Below are 21,860 nucleotides of genomic sequence, written 5' to 3'. Positions count from 1 at the left end.
AAAATGCAGGCTCTTTTAATTAAAATTTTGTAAAAATTACAGACCCGCTGATGCTTTAAGTGCTTCAACTTTGTCTGTTTTTTCCCATGTAAATGCAGAATCTGAACCTTCACGGCCAAAGTGACCATAGGCCGCAGTTTGTTGATACATTGGTTGAATCAGATTAAGCATACGCGTAATACCATACGGGCGTAGGTCAAAGTGTTCACGAACCAAAGCAATAATCAAATCTTCAGACACTTTAGCTGTGTTGAAAGTATTGATTGAAATTGAAGTGGGTTCAGCGACGCCAATGGCATAAGACACTTGAATTTCACATTTGTCTGCAAGACCAGCCGCCACAATATTTTTTGCAACATAACGACCTGCATAAGCAGCAGAGCGGTCAACTTTCGATGGATCTTTACCAGAGAAAGCACCACCACCGTGACGTGCCATACCACCGTACGTATCAACAATAATTTTACGACCTGTTAAACCACAATCACCTACAGGGCCGCCAATAACAAATTTGCCCGTTGGGTTTATGTGGAATTTAGTGCCTGCATGGAACATTTCAGCAGGAATCACTTTTTTCACAATTTCTTCAATGATAGCTTCTTTAAGCTGTGCTTGAGTAATTGACGGGTCATGCTGAGTAGACAGAACTACAGCATCTAAACGGACTGGCTTGCCATTTTCATACGCAAAAGTCACTTGGCTTTTGGCATCTGGACGTAACCAAGCTAATTTACCTTGTTTACGTAGCTCAGCTTGTTTTTCCATTAAGCGATGTGCATATGAAATTGGAGCCGGCATTAAAACATCAGTTTCACGGCTTGCGTAACCAAACATTAAGCCTTGGTCGCCGGCACCTTGATCTTCAGGTTTTTGACGGTCAACACCCTGAGCAATTTCAGGTGATTGTTTACCAATCATGTTAATCACAGCACAGGTCGAACCATCAAAACCTAAGTCTGAATGATGATAACCAATGCCGTTTACAGTGTTACGAACGATCGCTTCGAAGTCAATGTTTGCAGTTGTTGTGATTTCACCGGCAAGTACTACCGCTCCCGTTTTGACAAGCGTTTCACAAGCAACCCGTGCATATGGGTCTTCTTTTAAGATTGCATCCAAAATAGCATCACTGATTTGGTCAGCCATTTTATCCGGATGGCCTTCGCTTACAGATTCCGAGGTAAATACAGCGTACTCGCGCATAAGTCCTATCACAGTTAATTTTAAAGACGCAATATGTTACATCGAGTTTGCCTTGAGGACTAGCTCAACATGACCAAAATGGCTAAAATTAATTCATTTTCATGACTTTTTAATTGATAAGTGCATTTATAAAACTGATATACAGGAATTATTGGATCAATTTTTCTAACAAAGCAGATGATGAGTGTTAAATTGTAGCGATCAAATCAATTTTCTAGTGAATTTGAGGAATTGAATATGACTATCTTTGAAAACCTTGTTCTAATCGATTTTTATGTGCGACGTATTAGATTGGAATATAGTGAATGATTGATTTTAAATAATTTAGTTTTTAGTGGATATGCAAAAAACAAATTTAACTCAAGTTTTTTTGGTGATGTTACAAAAGAAACGCTTAGAAGTTTAAAGATGGGTTTTAAGTGGTTTTCTTTATACATGGTCTTTTAATTGTCTTTAACCCAGAAATATCGGCTTTATTTTAAGATGGTTTTTATTCGATGGTCAGACAAAAGAAGTGCTGTATAATAAATATTCAAAGCAGATTGACTTGAAAGTGAGCAATAAGCACCCAACCATACAGCTACGGATGAATAAATAGCGAAATATTGCCCATTAGGCTTTACCCATTCCGCTTTTTTTAAGACAATACAGCTATCTTTGAATTCTATTCATCTTACTCTTTAAACCATTTGTGGACTCTGACCTATGACAACCCCGCTTAACGAACGTCGTATTGCAAATGCAATTCGTGTATTGGCAATGGACGCTGTGCAAAAAGCAAATTCAGGACATCCAGGTGCTCCAATGGGGATGGCAGATATCGCTGATGTGGTATGGCGTGATTTCTTAAATCACAACCCGACCAACCCACAATGGGCAAACCGTGACCGTTTTGTATTATCGAATGGTCATGGCTCTATGTTGCAGTATGCATTACTACATTTGACTGGCTATGCGCTTTCAATTGACGATTTAAAATCATTCCGTCAATTACATTCAAAAACGCCGGGTCATCCTGAATTAGGTTATGCACCAGGCATTGAAACAACGACTGGTCCATTGGGTCAAGGTATTGCTAATGCCGTTGGTTTTGCACTTGCTGAAAAAACTTTAGCTGCGCAATTCAATAAAGATGACATTCAAGTTGTAGATCACTTCACTTACTGTTTCTTAGGCGATGGTTGTTTAATGGAAGGTGTTTCTCATGAAGCATGTTCATTGGCAGGTACATTGGGTCTAGGCAAACTTGTTGCTTATTATGATGACAATGGTATTTCAATTGACGGTGAAGTAGAAGGTTGGTTCTCTGACGATACAGAGCAACGTTTCTTGGCTTACGGTTGGCAAGTACTTAAAGTTGATGGTCATGATGCAGAAGCATTACGTACTGCAACTTTGGAAGCAAAAGCTGAAACTGCAAAACCAACATTAATTATTTGTAAAACAATTATTGGTTTAGGTTCACCAAACAAACAAGGTAAAGAAGATTGCCACGGTGCGCCTTTAGGTAACGACGAAATTGCATTAACACGTGAAGCTTTGGGTTGGACAGAAGGCCCATTTGAAATTCCAGCAGATATCTATGCTGCATGGGATGCAAAAGACAAAGGTACGAAATCTGAAGCAGCTTGGAATGAAGTGTTTGCTGCTTATGCTGCAAAATACCCAACCGAAGCGGCTGAACTTAAACGTCGTATGTCAGGCGATTTACCTGCTGATTTTGTGGCTAAAGCAGATGCATACATTGCAGAAGTAAATGCAAAAGCTGAAACCGTAGCAACACGTAAAGCCAGCCAAGCAGCCATTCAAGCATTTGCACCATTGCTTCCTGAAATTTTAGGTGGTTCTGCTGACCTTGCGGGTTCAAACTTAACACTTTGGAAAGGTGCACAAGGCATTCAGGACAATCCTGCGGGTAACTATGTACACTATGGTGTACGTGAGTTCGGTATGACTGCTATTGCCAATGGTGTTGCACTACACGGTGGTTTCATTCCTTACGTTGCAACATTCCTCATGTTTATGGAATATGCGCGTAATGCAGTACGTATGTCTGCGTTGATGAAGCAACGTGTGATTCATGTATATACGCATGACTCAATTGGTCTAGGTGAAGATGGCCCTACGCATCAGCCTGTAGAACAAATTGCTTCTTTACGTGGTACACCAAACTTAAATACATGGCGCCCATGTGACACTGTTGAAGCTGCAATTTCTTGGAAATCTGCACTTGTACGTTCAGAAGGGCCAACGGCACTTATTTTCTCTCGTCAAAACTTGCCATTCCAAACTCGTACAGATGCCCAAATTGCAGATGTTGCGAAAGGTGGTTATATCTTAGCGAAAGAAAAAGGTGAATTAAAAGCCATTATTATTGCGACTGGTTCAGAAGTGTCATTGGCAATGGAAGCTTACGCACAACTTAATGGTGTACGTGTAGTGTCTATGCCATGTGCTGAAGAGTTCGTGAAGCAAGATGCAGCTTACCGTGAAGCGATTCTTCCTGCTGACATTCGTGCGCGTGTTGCTGTTGAAGCTGCACATGTAGACTACTGGTGGAAATTTGTTGGTCTAGATGGTCGTGTAATTGGTATGACAACTTATGGCGAATCTGCACCTGCGAAAGATTTGTATCAACACTTTGGTATTACCACTGAAGCGGTTGTTGCTGCTGTAAAAGAAATCACAGCTTAATACTTTAAAGTACATTGTTAAAAGGCGCTCCAGTATTTGGGGCGTCTTTTATTTTTGAAATAACGATATTTCAACGAATGATTAAAAATTAAAGGTTTAAAATTTAGTCATTCATTGAAGTATTCAGCATAATTGGCAAATTTTGCCAAAGTGAGGAAAACATGAGCCTTTATGAGCAAATTAGTGATGAAATCACTTTAATGGACGCAGGCGAACAAAAGTGGATTGGTCAAGATATTCCACTTGAGTCTATGATGGCAGTTGTATTGATGCTAAAAGACTTGGACGAAGAGAAAGTAATTAAAGTTCGTCGACAAAATCGTGAAAAAACGACAGGTCTGAAGCAAGTTGACCGTGTGTTAGTTGAAAAGTTATAAAGCCCTAAAAATACCAAAGCCCCAATTGGGGCTTTAATTTTATCAAAATTTTGCGAAAGTCTAGAAGATAGGTTTCGTCTGTATTTGAATATAAGAACTTATTGGGGAACAGAGCAGTTCTTAGTAACTTTAAATAAGCGCTTATATTTGCTTGTTAGTAACATAATTTTTTAAAGTAATTTTAGGCAAATACAGTTCTGCTCTGCCGTTGAATCACTTTCAGCGTTTAGTATTAAATTCACTTCAATAGATTCAATCTGAATCCCTTTGTTGTCTGCATTCATGTGTAATGTGACCCAGATCTATTCTACTCCCTTACCAAAAGGGCAGAAAATAATTGTTGCATCTAATTCAATGTAACAGCATAGAAGTTTGTCATAGATTATAGGTCGATGATAAGCCACCTTGAATAGTTAGTTTAATGAGAAAAGTGGATGTGATGTATTTTTTATCAATAAGGAAATATACAAATTAACCTTATTAAACAGTATTTTGAAAAGAACAAGCATGTTTAAATTGAACGTTAAATATAAAAAAATGCTATAAAAATATAGTTGAAATAAGAGGGAGTAATATGAGCTTAGACGTATCAATCCGTGATTTAAATACATTAGATAAAACAGAATGGCTGAATTTATGGCATCGCTATTTACAGTTTTATCAGTCAGAGCTTGCTCTGGACGTCACTGAAAATACATGGACGAAATTAACAGCGCCAGAACGCTCACATATTTATGGGTTTGTCGCTATTTTAAATCAGGAAATTGTGGGGATTGTGCATGTGATTGAACATGAGAGTTGTTGGACAATTCAACCTTATGCATATTTACAAGACTTATTTGTCTTAGAAGAGTTTCGAGCGAAAGGTATTGCACGGCAATTAATTGAATATGTGGCGATATATACGAAACAACGCCATTGTGACCGAGTGTATTGGTTAACGCATCAGGATAATGAAATTGCACAGCGACTTTATGATCGAGTTGCGCGTAAAACAGGATTTATCCAATACCGAATGTAATGCTGTATTGCAAAGTGCTACTGATCTTTACAAATTTATCGTTCTAAAGATGCAACATATCGTTTTATCTTTAACAGTGTATTTGCGACAAAATTCTATAAACTTATTAGTATTCAAAAGCGAGATAAAAACATGAACATTAAAGCATTAACAATCGGTTTGGCATTTGCATCAGTAACTACGCTATCAATGGCAAAACCAGTTGCATATCAAATAGACCCAACTCATACAGCGACAGTATTTTCTTGGAGTCATTTTGGTTTTTCTACGCCATCTGCAAATTTTTCTGACATTCAAGGCACAATAAATGTAGATAATGCAAAACCTGCTAATTCATCAGTTAATGTTGTTATCCCTTTAAGTAGTATCAATAGTAATGTTCCTGCTTTAGATAAAGAGTTCCAAAAAGAAGCTTGGTTTGATGCAGCTAAATACCCAAACATTACCTTTAAGAGCACAAAAGTTCAGGCGGTCGGTGGTAATAAATATAAAATTACTGGAGATTTGACTGTTAAAAATGTCACTAAATCGGTAGTTCTAGATGCAGTCTTAAATAAACAAGGCGTACACCCAATGACAAAAGCAGAAACGGTTGGTTTTAATGCGACAACATCATTTGACCGTTCAGCATTTGGTATTGGTGCTTATGTACCGAATGTGGGTGATAAAATTAGTGTAAACATTACAACTGAAGCATCTGTAGCAAAATAATTTTTGTAAAACAAAAGTCTATCAATATTTTATAAAGTCTTGATAGGCTTTTTTGTTTTTAACAGCTACATAAAAAGGTGATGATTTTATTCAAGCTAACAATAAAATGGGTAGAAGAAAAAATTTAAACCAGTGCTGTACCCAAACCTCTTGAGCATGTGACAAATATATTGGTGTAGCGGGAGGTAGATACTGTAATTCTTACTCAAACATACTTAAAGAGGGGGAGTATATTGGTGTTTGATAATGCTTTTAGTCAGGCTTTAAATGCTCTAAATTTTTTATGTTTCAATATTTCACTATCTAGGTGTGATCGTATATTCGATATTTAAAAAAGGGATTTTATCTGAGCGAAATATAAGTATTTCATCCTCTATTTAAGCTTAATGGGGCTTGTAGATAATTCACTAAACTTATCTAATAATAAAAATAGATTGCGATTATTTAAAAAACAGCCTTAGTCAATTTATTTTTAGTCGGCTTTTCCATTAATTTTTGATGGATTGCTTCACAGTTTTAATGCAGTTTTTTAAATTTGAGAACCTAGTTTTTTTCAATAGAATACAACTAGGTTCTCATTATTTTTACAAATTAGAATCGGTAGCCGACACCCACATAAGTCACTAATGGGTCTAAATCAATTTTAGTTGTCGATTTAATCAACTCTTTTCCTGTTGAGGTGTCTGTTACAGTAACCGTAGCAACATTATTAAAGTTCGGCATATAGCTTAACGAACCTGTAGTAAACCAACGTTCTGTTAAGTCAAAAGTAAAGCCTGCGGTCAGCACGGGTGCAATAGCATCACTGGTTTTAACTTTAACTTCAGGTGTAGCGGTCGAACTACCTTTACCGCCATGCAATGCTTCTCCAGCACGACCACTCAAAATATTGTCAATCATATAACCAGCTTGAATTAAGTCTTCTTCAACACCGCCATTCAGTTTTAATTTATTGAAATGACCATATGTAACACCTGCACCAACAAATGGGCGGAATCGGTCTTTACCCGATGTACCAAAATGGTATTTAGCGGTAATCGCAGGTGTCCAAGCAGTGACTTCTGCGACTGTACCATGCGCACCAAGGTCAGTAATTAAAGTATCTTTAAGCAGTTGTAAACCATTAAAATAAGTGGGTGGTGTTCCAAGTGGAGGAGGTGAATTAGAGGTGGATAAAGCAACAGCACGAATTTCTCCCACACCTTTAATGTCGACTTTAGGTGGAATACCACCAATCAATTCTAAAGAAACATTATCATTCACGAAATAGCTTAAAGTCAGTCCCAGTGTATCAGTATTTTCAGCTTCCATACCACCAGCAGCAGTGTAATCTGAAATTCCTGAAATATCAGATCTTGCACCATTCATTAAACTGTTAGGTACTTTATATTCAGGATCTTTTTTACTATTTTTGACAAAGGAATCGAACATGATTTTTCCCATACCCGTCAGATCCTTACTGTTGGTCGCATATTTTTCAAGATCTGCACCCCATAATGACCCAACCCCATAGCTACCGCCTTCCTCAACAGCAGTTGTTACATGAGTGGAATTGGCTTTCCCCTGTGGCATCACATGCATCCAGCCCGCACTGACTGCCCAACGCTTAAAATTTGTAGAATCTGCATACGCTAAATTTGTAGAGAGCAGGCATGCTATTGGTAATACAATTTTAGAAAATTGACTCATTCCTAATATCCTTAAAAGTTCAATATTTTTTTTATAGTTTCAGCGGATCCTTTCTGAAACATGGTTCACATTATTAGAGTGATTACTCTATTAGTCAACCAATAAGCAGGTTTTAAAGTGACATTTTTGGCAAATATATATGGTTTTTTGGCATGAAATGTTAAGCATTTTTTAGAAAATTTTGATATGTCGATGTGTTTTTTGGCTCTATTTTTTGGGAATGATTACCCGCAATTTTTGATAAAAAGCGTTGTCTTTATGTCTAATAGGTTCAATAGCAGTAAAGGAATTCTTGTTAGCATTATTTTAATAATTTATCGACTGCAAAGTGGTAACGGGTTTAGGTCAAAATAGATCAATTTTTGCTTCAGGTAAGTCATCTCATATTTCGACTCCGTAGCGCTTTAAATATGGGTGAGAAATTATTGTAAATATGACAATTGAAACTTCGGTTTTTGTTCTGAAATAAGTTGGATTTTTTCTAAATTAGTCATAAAAAAAGCACCTCATTCGGTGCCTTTTGTATATTAGTTTTTTAGTCGCGATTTAAAATTAACATGCATCCAAAACTGATAAAAATACCGCCAGTGATGCCATCAATTTTTTTACTGAATTTTTGATAGTAGCTATTAATTTTAGGGGTTGAAAAAAGAATAGCGACGAGTGCAAACCAGAGCAGGCTCTCAATAAAAACTAAGAGGAGTAACGAACTTTGTTGAAAAATAGAGCTTTCTGTATTAATTGCAATTGCAAATACACTACTAAAATAAACCAAGGCTTTCGGGTTTGCCATATTGGTCAAAAAGCCTTTCAGTAAAAGAGTGTGGTAAGGCGTTTTAGAATATACAGTGGGTTCAATAGTGTCAGATTCAGACTGTGGGCTTTTATTCAAGGCAGATTTTAGCAGTTGAATTCCAAGGTAAAAAAGATATAAGCCACCGCCAATCATCAAGACTTGTTGTAACCAAGCCATTTTTTGAAAGAGATAATGTAAACCACTCATCGCGCAAAGTGACCAAACCAGTATGCTGAGAGCAATTCCTGTCGCGGCAAACAATGCGTGACTACGGCTTTGGCGGATCGCACTTTGGGTGACAAAGAAAAAGTCTGGACCTGGGCTGATTAATGCAAAAAAATGAATGAGTGCAATACTAAGTAAGGGCGTCATGAGAATAAACGAATTTATAAGATAGCTTCCTTATATGCTTTTTATTTATAAAATGAAAGCTTAACTTAAGTACTGAGGCATGGCTGAAAATTCATTGCCTGTATTACACAGGCAATTTTTCAATAACATTATTAAGCGTTGGTTAATGTTGCCATCCACTGCGTAATAATTTGCGAGGCTTTATTTTCTAAGGTTGGTGCAAATTTTTCATTGTCTAAACGTAATGCAGGAATATTAATATTGGCGTTACGTAATTCACAGGTGTGTCCAATCAGCCATTTTTCCAGGCTTTCATTCGCAACTTCTATATGAAATTGCAGGGCCAAAATATGTGACCCGATAGAAAAAGCTTGATTTGGATAAAGCGCTGAACTTGCCAATAAGACTGCATTTTTAGGTAAATCAAAAGTATCACCATGCCAATGTAATACAGGTGAATCTTCAAGCGGAGCCAAAAGATGATTGGTTTGATTTGACAGTGTTAATGGACTCCAACCAATTTCTTTTACAGCGCCTGCATATACTTTTGCACCTAAGGCGTGTGCAATTAGTTGCGCACCTAAGCAAATTCCTAAAGTTGGTAAATTATTTTCTAAACGTACTTTAAGTAAGTCTATTTCCTGTTGTAAGAAAGGATAGTCCTCTGTTTCATATACACCAATTGGTCCACCCAAAATAATCGTTAGACCTGTGTGTTGCATGGCTTGGGTTAAATCATCGACACCTGCTTCAAAATAACGAACACGAAATCCTAATTGATAAAATAAATCTTCAAGCGAGCCGAGATCTTCAAAAGAAAGATGTTGAATGGCGTAAATAGTGTTAGGGAATACAGAATTCATGGCGACTGCATAAAAGATTGAATGATTTAGAAATTTATCGTGAATAGGGAGAAATAAAAAGTGGCAGTTAAATAATTTAAACAGAAATTTTTAAAATGAGGGAGATATTGAAAAGTGACTGACTGGTAAAAATTGATGTTTATAATTGGGTTAAATCGCTGTTTTTTAATAAAATTTGAGACTTGTATCTCTGTTTGTTGTAAGTAATTGTTAATTGTATGAAATTTACTCAATATATAAATTGAATATTAATATATATTCATCCAACCAGAAAAAAATTAATGAAAAATAGCTAGTCAGCTAATACAGCAAGGGTATTATGAGATGCTAAAAAAATAATTTAGAAGATTAGTTTAGGTACGATCTTAATGACATATCTATGATTTTTATATTAAAAGACATACAGAAGGTTAGTTTTATGGATGTTGAACATACGCGTGATGCAACGTTATTGCACGCGGTACATAAAATTTTAAGGAAAGAATGGGATCCATTAGGAATTAAACGTAATCCGACAATGCGTGACGAGTACGATGATTATTTGCCTAATATTTTTAAATTGATTCGACAGAATTCAAGTGAAACAGAAATTTTTGAATATTTGTGGTGGATCGAACACAAGGTATTAGAAAAGGAAGGTAATAAAAGCCATACCTTACGTGTGGCAAATTTATTGAAACAACTTCAAAAAATGTAAATGTTCAGTCATGGTTAAGCACGTATAGATACATGTATAAAACTAGAAATAGCCCATATATCAAAAAATAATGGCCCTGATTTTTCAAATGGTTGTTATTAGAAGCCATGAACAGGTGTAAATACCCAATTAAAACAGCAAATTTTAGCTTTCTTAAAACTCATTCATCAGCGTTATTAGCTTCCAATGATTGATGTCAGCTATTATGCAGAAGAGCTAGATGGGTTAAATACAGCGCTTGATCAACTTTGAATGAAGTTCATTAAAAACAAAACTAAATAATGAGATAAAACTTAAAAAAACTCGCCGAAATCTTTATGAAAAATAATGCTTAGGTTAATATAAGTCATCTTATTGTTGAAACATTTTGAAAGTCTATGCAACCATTTGTTCTATACAACTCAGAGCAGCGTAAAAAAGTTGAATTTGTGCCTCGCAAAGAAGGGCATATCGACATGTATGTGTGTGGTATGACGGTATATGATTACTGTCATATTGGACATGCTCGAGTGATGGTTGCATTTGACTACATCATCCGTTTTTTACGTAGCCAAGGTTGGAATGTTAAATACGTTCGTAATATCACCGATATTGACGATAAAATTATTAAACGTGCCAATGAAAATGGTGAAAGTATTACAGCTTTAACTGAGCGTTTTATTCAAGCTATGAATAAAGATGCTGAAAATTTAGGCTGTGTACATCCAGATGAAGCACCTCGTGCGACTGACTATATTGAGCAGATGCAAAGCATGATTGGCAATTTGGTCAACAAAGGCACAGCTTATCCATCAAGTAATGGTGATGTTTACTTCCAAGTAGAAAAATTTGCGAAATATGGTCGTTTGTCTGGCCGTAAGCTTGAAGATATGCAAGCGGGTGCATCTGAACGTGTCGATGTAGAAGTAGAAAAGAAACATCCATTTGATTTTGTATTGTGGAAACATGCCAAAGAAAATGAACCATCGTGGGCTTCACCATGGGGCAATGGCCGTCCGGGTTGGCATATCGAATGCTCTGCGATGTCAACCTGTTGCTTAGGCAATCATTTTGATATTCATGGCGGTGGTTCAGACTTAATGTTCCCACATCATGAAAATGAAATTGCACAATCTGAAGCGTCAACAGATGAACAATATGTTAATTATTGGATGCATGTTGGCTTCATTAATGTTGATGGCGAAAAAATGTCAAAATCTTTGGGCAATTTTTTCACCATCCGCGATGTAATGGATAAATTCCATCCTGAAGTGATTCGTTACTTTATTGTGTCTTCACACTATCGCAGTCCTGTGAATTTTTCGGATGCAGCGTTAAAAGAAGCGAAAAATACGTTATCTCGTTTTTATCATTCATTTAAAGCCTATCAACACGTTTATGGTGAAAAAACGGTTGAAATTTTAGATGATGCTTTGGTCGAACGCTTTAATGTGGCAATGCGTGATGATTTCAATACATCTGAAGCTATTGCCGTTTTATTTGAAATTAATAAAGAGCTGAACCGTGCTGTAAAAGAGGAAAATGCCACACAAGCCGCTGTTTATTATTCAACATTACGCTACTTAACCAATATTTTAGGTTTGGTACAGCACAGTGTGGATGATTTCTTAAAGTCAGATATTGGACAAGAAGCGCTGACATTATCTGAAACAGAAATTGAAAATTTGATTCAGCAACGCCAAGATGCGAAAAAAGCCAAAGAATTTGCGAAAGCTGATGAAATTCGCCAATCACTTCTAGACCAAGGGGTTGTTTTGGAAGATACACGCCAAGGTACAGTATGGCGCCGTGCTGATTAATTGAACAGTTAAATATATAATGTCTTGACAGTTTAATGAAATAATTTATAATGCACACCATAAAGCGGGAATAGCTCAGTTGGTAGAGCATAACCTTGCCAAGGTTGGGGTCGGGAGTTCGAGTCTCCTTTCCCGCTCCAGAATATGAAAAACCTTAGTCATTTGGCTAAGGTTTTTTTTTGCTTTGAATTGTTACAAAGCGTAGTAAGTTATTAAAACTTGAACATTTATAACCGTTCAGTTTATACAGATATGCTAAAATACTAAAAAATATTCTTAGTGATTGACGGGCTGTCCTACAGCTACTTAAAAAAGGTAAAACGGCTTTGAATCCACCAAATATGCCCAATCAAATTGATTTCCAAAGAGTTGCATTAGAAACTTTAAGCATTGAACGTAATGCTTTAGATGTGTTGGCAGCTGAAATAGATGAGCGTTTTACCCAAGCCTGCGAAATTATTTTGCAATGTAAAGGTCGTCTTGTAATTACAGGTATGGGGAAGTCAGGTCATATTGGCCGTAAAATGGCGGCTACTTTTGCTTCGACAGGTACACCTTCATTCTTTATGCATCCAGGTGAAGCAGGTCACGGTGACTTGGGTATGCTTGTCAAAGGCGATGTACTTATTGCAATTTCCTATTCAGGAAAAAGCGATGAAATTATGATGCTAATGCCTCTAATTAAGCATGTTGGCGTGCCTTTAATTACGATGTCAGGTCATGACCAAGGCCCAATGCCTCAAAATGCAGATGTGGCACTAACTTTGGGTGATATTCAAGAAGCTTGTCCTTTGGGTTTAGCACCAACGTCTAGTACAACAGCAACCTTAGCATTGGGTGATGCGTTGGCTGTGGCACTTTTAGAAGCGCGTGGTTTTACCTCAGATGATTTTGCTCGTTCTCATCCTGCGGGAGCTTTAGGAAAACGTTTGTTATTACATGTAAAACACCTAATGCATACAGGCGAAGAGTTACCGAAAGTTTCTCCTGATACGCCGATGAATAAAGTGTTATATGAAATTTCGAACAAACGTTTGGGTCTAACAACAATTGTTGATGCAGATGATCGACTTTTGGGTATTTTTACCGATGGTGACTTGCGCCGTTTAATTGATAAGCAACAAGGTTTTGACGTGAATATGGCCGTGTCTGAAGTCATGATTGCGCATCCTGTGACTATTTCAAAAGAAGCACGTGCCGTTGAAGCACTTGAGCAAATGAATGCTAAAAAAATTAATCAGTTTGTTGTCGTAAATGATGCCAATCAAGTCATTGGTGTAATTAGCATGCATGATTTAATTCAGGCAGGGGTAAATTAATAAATGGCTTCGTATGTATTATTAGAGCAAGCACGTCATATTCAAGCATTGGTGTTAGATGTTGATGGTATCTTAAGTGATGGTTTTGTGACTTTAACCAATTCGGGCGATGAAATTAAATCCTTTGATATTCGTGACGGTTTAGGTATGAAACTCGTACAAAAAGCGGGTATTAAAGTCATTATTATTACTGGCCGTAAGAGTAATATTGTAGAAAAGCGCATGTCAGATCTTGGCGTTGACTTGGTTTATCAAGGTCGCGAAGATAAAGGCACAGCACTTCGTGAAGCGTGTGCTCAATTGAATTTAGACCCTGAAGATTGTTTGTACATGGGAGATGATTGGCCAGATTTATCAGCTTTTGCCATTGCAGGCATGAAAATTACAGTGCCAAATGGTCATGTGGAAGTGCGTCGTCGTGCTGATTTAGTAACACAAGCGTATGGTGGGCGTGGTGCGGTTCGTGAAATTTGCGATATGTTATTGATGTCGAAAGGCGTCTATCAAGAGTTTCTTGAAAATTTTGCCCGTGCCCCACATTAATAACTGAATAATTCAGTGAATTTGGATTAAATACCCGCTTATGGATACAAAAGTTTTATATGTTACTGCGATTGCAATTGCGGCTGTAAGCGGTGGTTATTACTATTACAGTGGCAAAGGTAATAAGCTTCAAACAGATGCTTCGCGAAATATGACCTATTCTGCCGAAAACATTCATTTAACCCAAACGGATGAACAAGGTAAACTATATATTCGTGCGCAAGTTGACCGATTAGAGCAGGATTTACAAAAAAATACTTCTCAGTTGAATAACTTAAACGCATCGGTATATCAGGATGGGCAAGTCAATGCGACATTCTTTGCCAAAGTTGCAAATGGTTATAATGATAATGAAAAAGTTATATTGAAACATCAGGTTGAAGCAACCAAACTGATGGATACAGGAAAAATGGTTTTTCATACAGATGAATTAACTGTATTTCCTGAAACACGTGAACTGGAAACAGACAAACAAGTAATTGTGGAATCGCCACAAGCAGAATTTGTCAGTCAAGGGCTGAAAGCCAATTTAAATGACGGTCAGTACGAATTTTTTAATATTCGAGGAAAGTATGAACCTTAATCATCAATCACTATTGTCTAACGCTTTCCTAAAACAAGCCGTGCTAATGGGTTCTCTAGTACTCTGTTCAGCGGGTACTTTTGCATTGCCTTCTGATCGTAACCAGCCCATTTCTTTGGTGGCTGACCGTGCAACATTTAATGAAAAAACGGGTATTACAACCTATTCTGGTAATGTCATTATTGAACAAGGTTCAATGAAATTAAAGGCCAACTCCATTATTGCCAATATGAATAGTCGTAAAGAAATTAGTGTTATTACCGCAACAGGCGGGCCTGCACGTTTTCAGCAAAAGACTGACCCTGCAAAAGGGCCTGCAAAAGGTCAAGCGCAAAAAATTATTTATAATGCGGAAACAGGAATTATTAACCTGAGTGGTAATGCTTTGTTGGAGCAAGATGGCGCAAGTATTAAAGGAAATACCTTAAAATACAGCATGAATAAGGGTGATATTGTGGCCGAAGGTACGCCAAATAAGACGGGTTCATCTTCAGGTCGTGTGCAAATTGTGATTCCATCATCAAGTGCGAAGTCATTTCCAGGAGCAAGTGATTAATGGAGAAATCACCAAATCAGCCTCAAACCCTGTGTATTAAGCATTTAGCCAAAAACTATAGTAAACGCTGGGTCGTTAAAGATGTGTCTTTTAGCATGCAAAGCGGTCAAATTGTGGGTTTATTAGGCCCAAATGGTGCAGGAAAAACCACCAGTTTCTATATGGTGGTTGGTCTAGTCCGTATGGATAAAGGCGAAATTCATCTGGATGATCTAGATTTATCTGATTTGGCGATGCACGAACGCGCACGTAAAGGCATTGGTTATTTACCACAAGAAGCATCTATTTTTAGAAAATTAACGATTTCAGAAAATATTATGTCTATTTTGGAAATCCGAAAAGATTTGAATAAGCAACAACGCCAACAACGTTTGACTGAGTTGTTAGCAGATTTTAAAATTACTCATATTAAAGATTCATTGGGTATGAGTGTTTCGGGTGGTGAACGTCGCCGTGCAGAAATTGCGCGTGCTTTAGCCGCTGATCCTAAATTTATGTTGCTAGATGAGCCATTTGCGGGAGTAGATCCAATTTCGGTAGGGGATATTAAAGATATTATCCGAACGCTTAAAGATCGTGGCATTGGCGTGCTTATCACTGATCATAATGTGCGTGAAACGTTAGCAATTTGTGAACATGCCTATATTGTGAGCGAGGGTGCTGTTATTGCAGAAGGCTCTCCACAAGAAATTTTAGAAAATGAAATGGTACGAAAAGTCTATTTAGGTGATGACTTCACCGTCTAAATAGTTAAATTTCCTCACACAATGAGAAAAATCCATTGTTTTGAGGGATATCTATTAATAAAAACCTTAATCTTGCTTAAGCCAACGATTCAAGTTTGTGATCAATTTGCTTAATTAGGGTTAAAGTAAGTTTGAGATTAAAGCCTTCATATATTGAAGGCTTTTTTATTGATGGATTAAAAGTAAAAAGTATTATAATTGAAAAGATTATTTAAAATTTGATGAAATATGCCGTTTACCATTACTCGTTTGATTTGTTATGAGGAAGACATAAAAAAAAGCCGATTTCAGGCAATTGCTGTGCCTGTAGAAAATGAACAGGCTGTTAAAGATTTTTTAGAAGAGAATAGAGATTTATCGACCACACATCAGTGTTGGGCGTGGAAAATTGGGCATAATGTACGTTTCAATGATGATGGTGAGCCTTCAGGAACAGCAGGGCGTCCAATTTTGGCAACCATTGAAGGCAATGAGTTGACCAATGTATTGGTTTTGGTCAATCGTTGGTATGGAGGTATTAAGCTTGGTACGGGTGGTCTGGTACGTGCTTATGGTGGAACAGCGGGGCAATGTTTGTTATTGGCTGAAAAAATTGAACTAATTGAAAAGAAAAAAGTGGGTTTTCAATGTCAGTTTAATGAGTGGGCTATTTTTCAATATGAATTAAATCAGCTACATATTGAATATACCGAAGAATATACCGCTGAAGGTGTTCACGTGATTGCCTTAGTTCAAGTACATCAAATACAACCCTTATCAATGAAAATTCAAGATGTTACACGGGGCAGAGAACAGTTAAAGATAATTGAAGAAGAAAATGATGAGTGATCAAGATCCGTTATTAAAATATCGTGAACAGCATAAACATCGCTTGAATTATATGCCTTGGTTATATTGGACATTGAAACCCAAAAATAGAGGCTGGGCCGAAGCGTGGCAAAAAGACTATCAGGCCTATTTAATGGAGATGGAAACCGTTGAGATTGGTGAAAATTGTTTTATCTCGCCATTAGCACATATTTTTGCAGAGCCAGGCCGAAGAATTATCATTGGTGACAACAGCTTTATTGCCGCTGATTGTACGTTACACGGGCCTTTAGAGATTGGAAATGAAGTCGCCATTAACCATCATTGTATTTTAGATGGTGGGCGAGCAGGGATTCAATTGCATGATCAAGTACGTATTGCAGCCTATTGTCATCTGTATGCTTTTGATCATGGCATGGACTTGGCACAACCGATTTATCAGCAACCTGTTCGCTCTCAGGGTATTGAAATAGGTAAAGACGTTTGGCTTGGTGCGCATGTTGGGGTGAAGGATGGGATTCATATTGATGCCCATGCTGTCATTGGTATGAATAGTATGGTGACCAAGAACGTAGAAGCACGCGCAGTGATGGCGGGGAATCCCGCACAGTTTATCCGCTATAGAGAATAGTATTTATATAGCGTGTTAAATATTGACGAGATAGTCTTTGGGTAAAGAATAAAAAGACTTACATAAAAGCCTGCAAAGTTCATAAAAGTTGTGCTAAGTTAAAAATAACCATCAACTTATAGCCCAATTTATAAAGAAAGAGAGGCTAATTATGAAACGTGTCATTGCTTGTATTGACTCTTCTCCGTGTATTAATGCATTAGCAGAAGCTGCGGTTTGGGTTGCAAAACAAACCCATCGGGAGCTGGTGCTTTTGCAAGTACTAGATTACTACCCTGCGAGCTATCATTTGGGTGAAATTAGTGGCGTAATTGGCTTTGAAAGCAATGCTATGCTGTTGAAAGAGTTAGCTGAATTAGAACAGAAACAAAGTGAACTCGCGATGGATTATAGCAATAATCTACTGCAACATATTTCTGAAATGATTCAAGAAAAATACGGATTAGCCGTTTCACATATTCAAGAAAAAGGTGATTTTCTTGAACAAAGCTTCAGTCTTCTTCGCAATGATGACATTGTGGTTATTGGTCGTGTGGGCGAACGTTCTGCAGAACGTAATAAACCCATTGGTAGTAATGTCGAAAATTTCATTCGCGGTGCAAGCTGTACCGTTATGACAGTTGGTGCTACGTTTAAACCGCCTACACGCTTTATTTTTGCCTATGAATATTCACCAACTTGTGTCGGATTAATGAAACGTGTGGCGCAAAGTGACTTACTTCGTTTGCTTCAATGTCATTTATTATATGTCGGTGATCATCCAGAAGTATTGAATGAGCCGATGCAATATTTAAAAGATGCAGGGTTAGATGTGGTCACCGAATATCGCTATGGCGATGTTGCTGAAAATATTTTGCTGTATCAACAAGAACAAGAGATACAGTTGATTGTTCTTGGTGCATTTAGTCACAGTAAAATTCATCAATTTTTCTTGGGAAGTATTGCAACAACAATCTTCCGTAATTCAACAGTGCCATTGTTGGTTGTTAAATAAGTAGTGAGTAATTAATCATCAGAGTTATCCTCATATACTGTGGATAACCCTGTGTTGAGTTTTTTTAAGTCTATGATTTATAGTTAAAATAAAACATAGTGTGTTTTTTGTTCTAATTGAATTATTTTACAATTGCGATTGCAAAACCATCATGTCCTTTGCTACCTACTGTTTGTAGTGCGGTGCAAGATAAGATACGTGGGTGATTTTGCATTGCAACAAACATCTCACGAATACCTTCGATACTTGGTTTGTGGTTTTCAGAATTTAATATTTCGCCCGCACGAATCACATTGTCTAAAACAATAATAGTGCCCGAATGCGAAACATTCAAACTCAATTCTAAATATTCAGGATAGCTTTGTTTATCTGCATCAATAAAAATAAAGTCGAATGCTTCAGTGTCACTTGGTAGGTCACGAATGACGTCAGCAGCACGTCCACATTTAAGCTCAATGATTTGTGACAATTGGGCATTATTAATATTTTCTTGCGCTAAAGTTGCGTGGGTATCGCGACCTTCAATGGTTAAGATATAGCCGTCTTGAGGTAAAGCGCGTGCTAACCACATAGTGCTATAAGCCGCAAAGGTTCCCAATTCTAATACGCGTTTGCACTGATTCATTTGAATCAGCATTTGTAATAGCATTCCTTGATTTGGTGCAACCGCCAGATGATCTGGATAACCTCGTTCATCTGTATGTTTTAGGGTTTGTATCAAGATAGGATCTTCTAGAATTAAATGTGACTCAATGTAAGCATCAATGTCAGTCCACATTTGTTGCATAGTTTTAATACCCTGTTTTCGATGAGGGTATTTTAAACCTTTCGCGATGAATCGCAATTTTTTGTCTCATGATTGTAGAATTTATCTACAAAAAAAGCCTCATTTGAGGCTTTTGTCATTTATATGTAATTACTTAGTAGCTACACATGGAGGAGTTCCTTGAATGATCAGGGCCCCATGTACGATAGCCTTGAGTATCAATATGAATTTGTCCTGATGCATATAGACCGAGTCCCATATTTAAACTTTGACCATATTGCGACCAGAACTGACATAACCTGAATTTAGTATTTTCGATATATGCGTAATCTTCTGATTTTGGAAACTCGGGGCCAATACGGAAATCGATTGCGGAGTTGTATAAGTGTCGTGAAGAGCTTGCACCGCCTGCACACTGATTTAGAGGTAAATCGCGGTATACAGACGTTACTTCAAAGTCATTGAGCACATTGGCTGCAACGAGGTATTTAAATACACGAAGTGTTGAGATTTGATTGGCCCATAACTCACGGTTAGGTACCATATATTGTGAACGGCCACATTTCTGCCAATCACGGGCTGTGCGCATCAGCTCAAAACTTGGAATAATATTGCCCACATCGTTCTTTTCTAAAAAGACTTCGTATTCACGGACACGTCGCAAATTATCAGATACACCAATCCATGCGTTATATACATGAGGAACGACTTTTGGAGGAACTTGGCGTTCAAAACTAATACGTTCTTGAGGGATGAAAATTCGTTTTCCATCCGGTGTGGTAATCGTTTTACCTTTTTGTGGTGAAGTATTACAACCAGCCAAAAAAATTAGAGGGATTGTAGTAATTGCAAGCAATCCCTTCATAAAATGCTTCATTATAAAAATCAATTATTTATAAACTCGTTATATTTTAATCTAAAATGATTGAGAAAATTTGAAAATATTGCAATGAAATGTGTGCTTTCGGTATAAAAAAAGACCAGCAATTGCTGATCTTTTTTTATTATTTATAAACTTCAATAAATTACTTTTCTAAATATTGTAATTTATCTGCTTTACCATTCCATTCTTCACGGTCAGCAGGCTGATCGCCGATTTGAGTGATATTTGGCCATTTTTGTGAAAGTTCAGTATTTAGCTCAATAAAGACTTCTTGGCCTTCAGGCAATTCATCTTCAGAGAAAATGGCATTTGCAGGACATTCAGGTTCACATAGCGCACAGTCAATGCATTCGTCTGGATTAATCACAAGGAAATTAGGGCCTTCGTAGAAACAATCTACAGGGCAAACTTCTACGCAGTCTTGATACTTACATTTAATACAGTTTTCAGTGACAACAAAGGTCATGGCGACAGCTACCTAAAAATATGGTTCTAATAACTAATGCTGTATTTTAGGCAAAAACATAGGCAACTAACAATTCCTTTTATTGATATTTGATATTTATATGCGTGAAATAGAACTATCTGTATGATTTTTATTAGGATAAGTATTTATTTTAAATGAGATTTTGTTGAAAAAATGGAGCTTAAAGAAATTATAGAAAACAATAACTTAAAAAATAGTTTTGCAGACGTATTCTATGTCACATCTGCAAATGGCAAAGAAATACCAATATTAACATCATTCCATGCAATTTCATGACCAGATGCGTAGACTTCAGTCATTCGCGCCGTGGTGTGTCCAGCCAACTGCTGAGCGGATTTACCTGATTTTTTATGCATAAAAATAGATAAAGCACGTATTTCATGAAATGAAGGTATTTGCCTCCCAATGTAATTTGGATATGCATTAGAGCGTTTAACAGCTGCTAGAAATTGATGAGTTAAGTACTGATCATCAATTTGAGTCCAGTGTTCTTTTTCAACTTTTAATGGTCGGCCATGCTTTTTCTTTGGTGCACGATGAATAATAAAAGGGCTTGAAATATGATCCTTACATCGGTCTAAAACTTTCTGAAGCTCATCGCTAACTTTAATGCGCACATAGCCAGCACCTTCTAAAAATTCGAATTCATCTTCAGGGTCATCTGTGGTTTTTTCTTGCGCTACATGTAAATAACCATCAGCAATGTCAGACCATTTCATATTTACGATATCAACACGTCGCTGTGTTGTCAGCATTGCAATATCAATCGCATTTTGAAGCCACAGTGGGGATGCCATGCGAATAGCCGTTAATCCCTCTAGCGTGTGGCGCTTACGTTGTTTGGTTCGATATCGCTTAATAGTCTGCTTGGCGGGATTATCGTCCACTAAGCCCTTACTGATGGCCACATCAAATAATTCGCCAAGAAAACTACGGCAACCAATACTGGTTGATGCTGGCAACTCATCCAGTAGGGCATTTGTCATAAACAAGGTAATGGATGATAGAGATAAGTCGCTCCATTCTTCACATCTGTTCAAATAGTTTACATACGCACGCTTTGTATTTTTAGCGATCGCTTTTCCGTCTTTACGGCGTTTATTTTCCAGAAACTCTGTAGCAAAAGTACCAAAAGTAATTTCGCCAATAACACGGGAAACAAGGTCAATTGAGGGTACTAGCAACTCATTTAATTTTCTAGCTGCAATTATTGCTTTGGCTTTATCATCACCCATACCGTGGTATTTACCTGTAATGGGATGGCGATATCTCCATAACATTCCATCCCCGCGATACAGGTTTAAAGGTAAGTCTTTATTTCTTTTAGAGCGTGGTCTAGACATT

22 protein-coding genes and 1 tRNA gene are annotated in these 21,860 nt (G+C 37.3%); 15 read left to right on the top strand and 8 right to left on the bottom strand.

Annotated elements, in window-relative coordinates; translation table 11 throughout:
• Window positions 1-36 precede the first annotated feature (36 nt).
• Window positions 37-1,203: a methionine adenosyltransferase gene (gene metK, locus BBP83_RS10600; RefSeq protein ID WP_068888294.1), complete on the bottom strand. Its 1,167-nt coding sequence runs from the start codon at window positions 1,201-1,203 to the stop codon at window positions 37-39.
• Between the two features lie 705 nt (window positions 1,204-1,908).
• Here metK and tkt point away from each other — a divergent pair.
• The 4 genes from tkt to BBP83_RS10580 all read left to right on the top strand — a co-directional run bounded on the left by tkt (window position 1,909) and on the right by BBP83_RS10580 (window position 6,006).
• Window positions 1,909-3,897, top strand: a complete 1,989-nt coding sequence (gene tkt / locus BBP83_RS10595; protein WP_068888292.1) for a transketolase — start codon at window positions 1,909-1,911, stop codon at window positions 3,895-3,897.
• 161 nt (window positions 3,898-4,058) lie between these two features.
• Entirely contained in the window at window positions 4,059-4,274 is a 216-nt protein-coding gene (locus BBP83_RS10590; protein ID WP_068888290.1) for a hypothetical protein, read from the top strand.
• A 574-nt stretch (window positions 4,275-4,848) separates the two neighbouring features.
• Window positions 4,849-5,295 carry a GNAT family N-acetyltransferase gene (locus BBP83_RS10585; protein WP_068888287.1) on the top strand — a complete coding sequence of 149 codons (447 nt, stop codon included), beginning with the start codon at window positions 4,849-4,851 and terminating at the stop codon, window positions 5,293-5,295.
• Window positions 5,296-5,427: 132 nt separating this feature from the next.
• Complete coding sequence (locus BBP83_RS10580) at window positions 5,428-6,006, top strand: YceI family protein (protein WP_068888285.1); 579 nt, start codon at window positions 5,428-5,430, stop codon at window positions 6,004-6,006.
• A gap of 591 nt (window positions 6,007-6,597) precedes the next feature.
• Here the strand turns inward: BBP83_RS10580 and BBP83_RS10575 are convergent.
• From BBP83_RS10575 to BBP83_RS10565, 3 genes are all read right to left on the bottom strand, one after another.
• Window positions 6,598-7,695 (bottom strand): OmpW/AlkL family protein, encoded by a 1,098-nt coding sequence (locus tag BBP83_RS10575; RefSeq protein ID WP_068888282.1) that lies wholly within the window; start codon window positions 7,693-7,695, stop codon window positions 6,598-6,600.
• A 535-nt stretch (window positions 7,696-8,230) separates the two neighbouring features.
• Entirely contained in the window at window positions 8,231-8,863 is a 633-nt protein-coding gene (locus tag BBP83_RS10570) for a LysE family transporter (RefSeq protein WP_068888280.1), read from the bottom strand.
• A gap of 131 nt (window positions 8,864-8,994) precedes the next feature.
• On the bottom strand, window positions 8,995-9,705 hold the full coding sequence (locus BBP83_RS10565) for a glutamine amidotransferase (RefSeq protein WP_068888278.1): 711 nt from the start codon (window positions 9,703-9,705) through the stop codon (window positions 8,995-8,997).
• A gap of 418 nt (window positions 9,706-10,123) precedes the next feature.
• Here BBP83_RS10565 and BBP83_RS10560 point away from each other — a divergent pair, with 418 nt between their 5' ends.
• The 11 genes from BBP83_RS10560 to BBP83_RS10510 all read left to right on the top strand — a co-directional run bounded on the left by BBP83_RS10560 (window position 10,124) and on the right by BBP83_RS10510 (window position 18,380).
• Window positions 10,124-10,402, top strand: coding sequence for a hypothetical protein (locus tag BBP83_RS10560; RefSeq protein ID WP_068888276.1), 279 nt, complete (start codon window positions 10,124-10,126; stop codon window positions 10,400-10,402).
• A gap of 377 nt (window positions 10,403-10,779) precedes the next feature.
• Window positions 10,780-12,201 (top strand): cysteine--tRNA ligase, encoded by a 1,422-nt coding sequence (gene cysS, locus BBP83_RS10555; RefSeq protein ID WP_068888274.1) that lies wholly within the window; start codon window positions 10,780-10,782, stop codon window positions 12,199-12,201.
• Window positions 12,202-12,265: 64 nt separating this feature from the next.
• Window positions 12,266-12,341, top strand: a tRNA-Gly gene (locus BBP83_RS10550).
• 201 nt (window positions 12,342-12,542) lie between these two features.
• A complete protein-coding gene (locus BBP83_RS10545) occupies window positions 12,543-13,520 on the top strand; it encodes a KpsF/GutQ family sugar-phosphate isomerase (protein WP_068888272.1) in 978 nt (325 codons plus the stop codon).
• A 3-nt stretch (window positions 13,521-13,523) separates the two neighbouring features.
• Window positions 13,524-14,063 carry a KdsC family phosphatase gene (locus BBP83_RS10540; RefSeq protein WP_068888270.1) on the top strand — a complete coding sequence of 180 codons (540 nt, stop codon included), beginning with the start codon at window positions 13,524-13,526 and terminating at the stop codon, window positions 14,061-14,063.
• Between the two features lie 40 nt (window positions 14,064-14,103).
• Complete coding sequence (gene lptC, locus BBP83_RS10535) at window positions 14,104-14,646, top strand: LPS export ABC transporter periplasmic protein LptC (protein ID WP_068888268.1); 543 nt, start codon at window positions 14,104-14,106, stop codon at window positions 14,644-14,646.
• Window positions 14,636-15,202 carry a lipopolysaccharide transport periplasmic protein LptA gene (gene lptA, locus BBP83_RS10530; RefSeq protein ID WP_068888266.1) on the top strand — a complete coding sequence of 189 codons (567 nt, stop codon included), beginning with the start codon at window positions 14,636-14,638 and terminating at the stop codon, window positions 15,200-15,202. Before lptC ends, lptA begins: the two co-directional genes overlap by 11 nt.
• Complete coding sequence (gene lptB, locus BBP83_RS10525; RefSeq protein ID WP_068888263.1) at window positions 15,202-15,948, top strand: LPS export ABC transporter ATP-binding protein; 747 nt, start codon at window positions 15,202-15,204, stop codon at window positions 15,946-15,948. Before lptA ends, lptB begins: the two co-directional genes overlap by 1 nt.
• 228 nt (window positions 15,949-16,176) lie before the next feature.
• Window positions 16,177-16,776, top strand: a complete 600-nt coding sequence (locus BBP83_RS10520) for an IMPACT family protein (protein WP_068888261.1) — start codon at window positions 16,177-16,179, stop codon at window positions 16,774-16,776.
• Complete coding sequence (locus BBP83_RS10515) at window positions 16,769-17,386, top strand: DapH/DapD/GlmU-related protein (protein WP_068888603.1); 618 nt, start codon at window positions 16,769-16,771, stop codon at window positions 17,384-17,386. Before BBP83_RS10520 ends, BBP83_RS10515 begins: the two co-directional genes overlap by 8 nt.
• Before the next feature lie 151 nt (window positions 17,387-17,537).
• Window positions 17,538-18,380: a universal stress protein gene (locus BBP83_RS10510; RefSeq protein ID WP_068888259.1), complete on the top strand. Its 843-nt coding sequence runs from the start codon at window positions 17,538-17,540 to the stop codon at window positions 18,378-18,380.
• A gap of 121 nt (window positions 18,381-18,501) precedes the next feature.
• On the opposite strand, the gene BBP83_RS10505 is transcribed toward BBP83_RS10510, so the two are convergent.
• The 4 genes from BBP83_RS10505 to BBP83_RS10490 all read right to left on the bottom strand — a co-directional run bounded on the left by BBP83_RS10505 (window position 18,502) and on the right by BBP83_RS10490 (window position 21,859).
• Window positions 18,502-19,167: an O-methyltransferase gene (locus tag BBP83_RS10505; protein WP_068888258.1), complete on the bottom strand. Its 666-nt coding sequence runs from the start codon at window positions 19,165-19,167 to the stop codon at window positions 18,502-18,504.
• A gap of 133 nt (window positions 19,168-19,300) precedes the next feature.
• Window positions 19,301-20,023 (bottom strand): D-Ala-D-Ala carboxypeptidase family metallohydrolase, encoded by a 723-nt coding sequence (locus BBP83_RS10500; protein ID WP_068888256.1) that lies wholly within the window; start codon window positions 20,021-20,023, stop codon window positions 19,301-19,303.
• Between the two features lie 148 nt (window positions 20,024-20,171).
• Complete coding sequence (gene fdxA / locus BBP83_RS10495) at window positions 20,172-20,495, bottom strand: ferredoxin FdxA (protein WP_004651686.1); 324 nt, start codon at window positions 20,493-20,495, stop codon at window positions 20,172-20,174.
• Between the two features lie 233 nt (window positions 20,496-20,728).
• On the bottom strand, window positions 20,729-21,859 hold the full coding sequence (locus BBP83_RS10490; protein ID WP_068888254.1) for a phage integrase Arm DNA-binding domain-containing protein: 1,131 nt from the start codon (window positions 21,857-21,859) through the stop codon (window positions 20,729-20,731).
• Window position 21,860: the final 1 nt, after the last annotated feature.

Origin of the sequence: Acinetobacter celticus, from assembly GCF_001707755.1 — a bacterium.
GTDB lineage: Bacteria > Pseudomonadota > Gammaproteobacteria > Pseudomonadales > Moraxellaceae > Acinetobacter > Acinetobacter celticus.
Note: the sequence above shows the minus strand (reverse complement) of the source record. Positions and strands in the feature narration are given on the sequence as shown.

Bases quoted from the DNA above. Each gene is read 5' to 3' on its own strand.
- metK (WP_068888294.1), bottom strand. From the start codon at position 1,203: ATGCGCGAGTACGCTGTATTTACCTCGGAATCTGTAAGCGAAGGCCAT.
- tkt (WP_068888292.1), top strand. From the start codon at position 1,909: ATGACAACCCCGCTTAACGAACGTCGTATTGCAAATGCAATTCGTGTA.
- BBP83_RS10590 (WP_068888290.1), top strand. From the start codon at position 4,059: ATGAGCCTTTATGAGCAAATTAGTGATGAAATCACTTTAATGGACGCA.
- BBP83_RS10585 (WP_068888287.1), top strand. From the start codon at position 4,849: ATGAGCTTAGACGTATCAATCCGTGATTTAAATACATTAGATAAAACA.
- BBP83_RS10580 (WP_068888285.1), top strand. From the start codon at position 5,428: ATGAACATTAAAGCATTAACAATCGGTTTGGCATTTGCATCAGTAACT.
- BBP83_RS10575 (WP_068888282.1), bottom strand. From the start codon at position 7,695: ATGAGTCAATTTTCTAAAATTGTATTACCAATAGCATGCCTGCTCTCT.
- BBP83_RS10570 (WP_068888280.1), bottom strand. From the start codon at position 8,863: ATGACGCCCTTACTTAGTATTGCACTCATTCATTTTTTTGCATTAATC.
- BBP83_RS10565 (WP_068888278.1), bottom strand. From the start codon at position 9,705: ATGAATTCTGTATTCCCTAACACTATTTACGCCATTCAACATCTTTCT.
- BBP83_RS10560 (WP_068888276.1), top strand. From the start codon at position 10,124: ATGGATGTTGAACATACGCGTGATGCAACGTTATTGCACGCGGTACAT.
- cysS (WP_068888274.1), top strand. From the start codon at position 10,780: ATGCAACCATTTGTTCTATACAACTCAGAGCAGCGTAAAAAAGTTGAA.
- BBP83_RS10545 (WP_068888272.1), top strand. From the start codon at position 12,543: ATGCCCAATCAAATTGATTTCCAAAGAGTTGCATTAGAAACTTTAAGC.
- BBP83_RS10540 (WP_068888270.1), top strand. From the start codon at position 13,524: ATGGCTTCGTATGTATTATTAGAGCAAGCACGTCATATTCAAGCATTG.
- lptC (WP_068888268.1), top strand. From the start codon at position 14,104: ATGGATACAAAAGTTTTATATGTTACTGCGATTGCAATTGCGGCTGTA.
- lptA (WP_068888266.1), top strand. From the start codon at position 14,636: ATGAACCTTAATCATCAATCACTATTGTCTAACGCTTTCCTAAAACAA.
- lptB (WP_068888263.1), top strand. From the start codon at position 15,202: ATGGAGAAATCACCAAATCAGCCTCAAACCCTGTGTATTAAGCATTTA.
- BBP83_RS10520 (WP_068888261.1), top strand. From the start codon at position 16,177: ATGCCGTTTACCATTACTCGTTTGATTTGTTATGAGGAAGACATAAAA.
- BBP83_RS10515 (WP_068888603.1), top strand. From the start codon at position 16,769: ATGAGTGATCAAGATCCGTTATTAAAATATCGTGAACAGCATAAACAT.
- BBP83_RS10510 (WP_068888259.1), top strand. From the start codon at position 17,538: ATGAAACGTGTCATTGCTTGTATTGACTCTTCTCCGTGTATTAATGCA.
- BBP83_RS10505 (WP_068888258.1), bottom strand. From the start codon at position 19,167: ATGCAACAAATGTGGACTGACATTGATGCTTACATTGAGTCACATTTA.
- BBP83_RS10500 (WP_068888256.1), bottom strand. From the start codon at position 20,023: ATGAAGCATTTTATGAAGGGATTGCTTGCAATTACTACAATCCCTCTA.
- fdxA (WP_004651686.1), bottom strand. From the start codon at position 20,495: ATGACCTTTGTTGTCACTGAAAACTGTATTAAATGTAAGTATCAAGAC.
- BBP83_RS10490 (WP_068888254.1), bottom strand. From the start codon at position 21,859: ATGTCTAGACCACGCTCTAAAAGAAATAAAGACTTACCTTTAAACCTG.